Annotated in this window: 5 protein-coding genes; all 5 read left to right on the forward strand. The window is 70.9% G+C overall.

Going from position 1 to position 2776, the window contains the following annotated elements; genetic code table 11:
• Window positions 1-348, forward strand: a 348-nt coding sequence (locus tag ABD317_RS35565; RefSeq protein ID WP_344295919.1) for a purine nucleoside phosphorylase YfiH/LACC1 family protein, incomplete at its 5' end; no start/stop codon positions are given.
• On the forward strand, window positions 348-1157 hold the full coding sequence (locus tag ABD317_RS35570) for a YggS family pyridoxal phosphate-dependent enzyme (RefSeq protein ID WP_344295924.1): 810 nt from the start codon (window positions 348-350) through the stop codon (window positions 1155-1157). The genes ABD317_RS35565 and ABD317_RS35570, both read left to right, overlap by 1 nt.
• A 123-nt stretch (window positions 1158-1280) precedes the next feature.
• Window positions 1281-1916, forward strand: a complete 636-nt coding sequence (locus ABD317_RS35575; RefSeq protein WP_027753689.1) for a cell division protein SepF — start codon at window positions 1281-1283, stop codon at window positions 1914-1916.
• A gap of 63 nt (window positions 1917-1979) precedes the next feature.
• Window positions 1980-2267, forward strand: coding sequence for a YggT family protein (locus ABD317_RS35580; protein ID WP_027753688.1), 288 nt, complete (start codon window positions 1980-1982; stop codon window positions 2265-2267).
• Window positions 2268-2331: 64 nt separating this feature from the next.
• Window positions 2332-2776 (forward strand): DivIVA domain-containing protein (locus tag ABD317_RS35585; RefSeq protein ID WP_344295922.1); only part of this gene is annotated, 445 nt, incomplete at its 3' end.

Here is a 2776-nt window from a genome sequence, read left to right on the forward strand (position 1 = left end):
TGGACTCCGACCTCGCCCGCCGCGGTCGAGGCGATGGCCCGGCTGGGCGCCGCGCCGGCGCGGATCGTCGCGCACCTCGGGCCGGCCGTCTGCGGACGCTGCTACGAGGTCCCGGAGGCGCTGCGCGCGGAGGCCGCCGGGCAGGTGCCGGCGGCGCGGGCGACGACGAGCTGGGGGACGCCGGCACTGGACATCCGTGCGGGCGTGGCCGCGCAGTTGGAGTCCCTGGGTGTGGGAATGATCACAGTGTCGGAGGTGTGCACGTTGGAGTCCGGGGACCATTTTTCGTACCGGCGCGAGGGTGCCACGGGCCGGCACGCGGGGTACGTCTGGCTGGACGGCGAATGATGGACGGGAGCACGGGGGACGGCGGGGTGCCGGAAGCGGTGGACCGGGAGCGCCGGGAGGAGCTGGCGGCGAACCTGGCGGCGGTGGAGGAGCGTATCGCCGGTGCCTGCGCGGCGGCGGGGCGCAAGCGCGAGGAGGTCACGCTCGTCGTCGTGACGAAGACCTATCCCGCGAGCGACGTGCTGCTCCTGGCCGACCTGGGCGTACGGCACGTGGCCGAGAACCGCGACCAGGAGGCCGCGGGCAAGGCCGCCCGGTGCGCGCAGCAGGCCGCGGACGCGCCGCTCACGTGGCACTTCGTCGGCCAGTTGCAGACCAACAAGGCCCGTTCCGTGGCCCGCTACGCGGACTACGTGCACTCCGTGGACCGTCCCCGGCTGGTCGCCGCGCTCGCCGCCGCGGCCGGGCGCGAGGGGCGCGAGCTGGGCTGCCTGCTGCAGGTCGCGCTCGACCGGGAACCCGGTGGGGAGGCGGCGTCCGGCGAGGATTCCGGCGGCGGTGCGACGGCGGACCGCGGCGGCGTCGCGCCCGGTGACGTGCCGGCGCTCGCGGACGCGGTGGCGGCGGCCCAAGGGCTGCGGCTGTGCGGCGTGATGACGGTCGCGCCGCTGGCCGGCGCATACGCGGGACGGCAACGGGCGGCGTTCGAGCGGCTGATGGAAATCTCATCCCGCCTGCGCGCCGCGCATCCGGCTGCAACCATGGTCTCGGCAGGGATGAGCGGTGACCTTGAGGAGGCAATTGCCGCAGGAGCGACACACGTACGCGTCGGCACCGCGGTACTCGGAGTCCGGCCTCAGCTCCGGTAACGTCGCCAAACGAGTCGGACGACAGCAGAAAATAAGCTTCATTCCCGGTCAATTCAGGCAGGGCAGCGTGGATCACGTCACTCCCGACGGACCCGATCCACCGCAGAGCGGAGGGCGTAGAGCATGGCCGGCGCAATGCGCAAGATGGCGGTCTACCTCGGCCTCGTGGAGGACGATGGGTACGACGGTCCGGGGTACGACCCCGACGACGAGTTCGAGCCGGAGCCCGAGCCCGAGCGGCGTCACCGCCACCAGGCCCCGCAGCCGCCGCAGCAGGAGGAGGCGCCCCGGGCGATCGCCCAGCCGCCCGCGCAGCGGGAGCGGCCCATGGACCGGGAGCCCGCGGGGCGTTCGGCCGGACTGCTGCCCGAATCGGGGCGTTCGGGGCGAATCGCTCCCGTGTCTTCCATCACACCTGACCGTCCCAGCCTGGAGAAGAGTGCGCCGGTGATCATGCCCAAGGTCGTGTCCGAGCGGGAGCCTTACCGGATCACGACGCTCCACCCGCGCACGTACAACGAGGCGCGTACCATCGGGGAACACTTCCGCGAGGGCACGCCGGTGATCATGAACTTGACCGAGATGGACGACACGGACGCGAAGCGACTTGTCGACTTTGCGGCTGGACTCGTCTTCGGTCTGCACGGCAGCATCGAGCGAGTGACTCAGAAGGTGTTCCTGTTGTCGCCTGCTAACGTCGACGTAACAGCGGAGGACAAGGCCCGCATCGCAGAGGGCGGGTTCTTCAACCAAAGCTGAGCCAAGCAACACTGTGCGAGCGGCCGTGGGGCCGGAACGCGAAGGGGAGAGGACCACAGCGAGATGGACGTCGCGCTTCAAGTGATCTACATCGCGCTGTTCGTTTTCCTGATCGTGTTGATCTTCCGGTTGATCATGGACTACGTGTTCATGTTCGCCCGCTCCTGGGAGCCGGGCAAACCCATGGTGGTGCTGCTTGAGGGCGCCTACACGGTCACGGATCCACCACTCAAGCTCCTGCGGCGGTTCATTCCGCCGCTGCGTCTAGGGGGCGTGGCGCTGGACCTGTCCTTCTTCGTCCTGATGATCATCGTCTACATCCTGCTCACCGTGGTGGGCAGTGCGAGGTGATGGTGAAGCGGGACGAAGACTGCCGATATGCCGATGTCGCCGATGACTACGTTGAGGTGAAGAAATGCCGCTGACCCCCGAGGACGTGCGGAACAAGCAGTTCACGACCGTCCGACTCCGAGAGGGCTACGACGAGGACGAAGTCGACGCCTTCCTCGACGAGGTCGAGGCCGAACTGACCCGGCTGCTCCGCGAGAACGAGGACCTGCGGGCCAAGCTGGCCGCCGCAACCCGGGCCGCGGCGCAGAACCAGGGGATGCGCAAGGGCCCCGAGCCGCAGGACCGGCCCGGCCCGCCCGGACACGGCGGGCCGGTGCCCGCCGCCATATCGGGCCCGCAGCCGGTGCCGCCGCAGCAGATGGGCCCGCCGCAGGGCGGCCCGCCCCAGCTGCCTTCCGGCGCACCCCAGCTGCCCGCAGGTCCCGGCGGCATGGGCCCCGGCGGTCCGGGTGGTCCCGGCGGTCCCGGTGGTCCCGGCGGCCCGGGCGGTCCCGGCGGCCCCGGTCACG

The organism is Streptomyces synnematoformans, assembly GCF_039531005.1.
Taxonomy (GTDB): Bacteria; Actinomycetota; Actinomycetes; order Streptomycetales; family Streptomycetaceae; genus Streptomyces; species Streptomyces synnematoformans.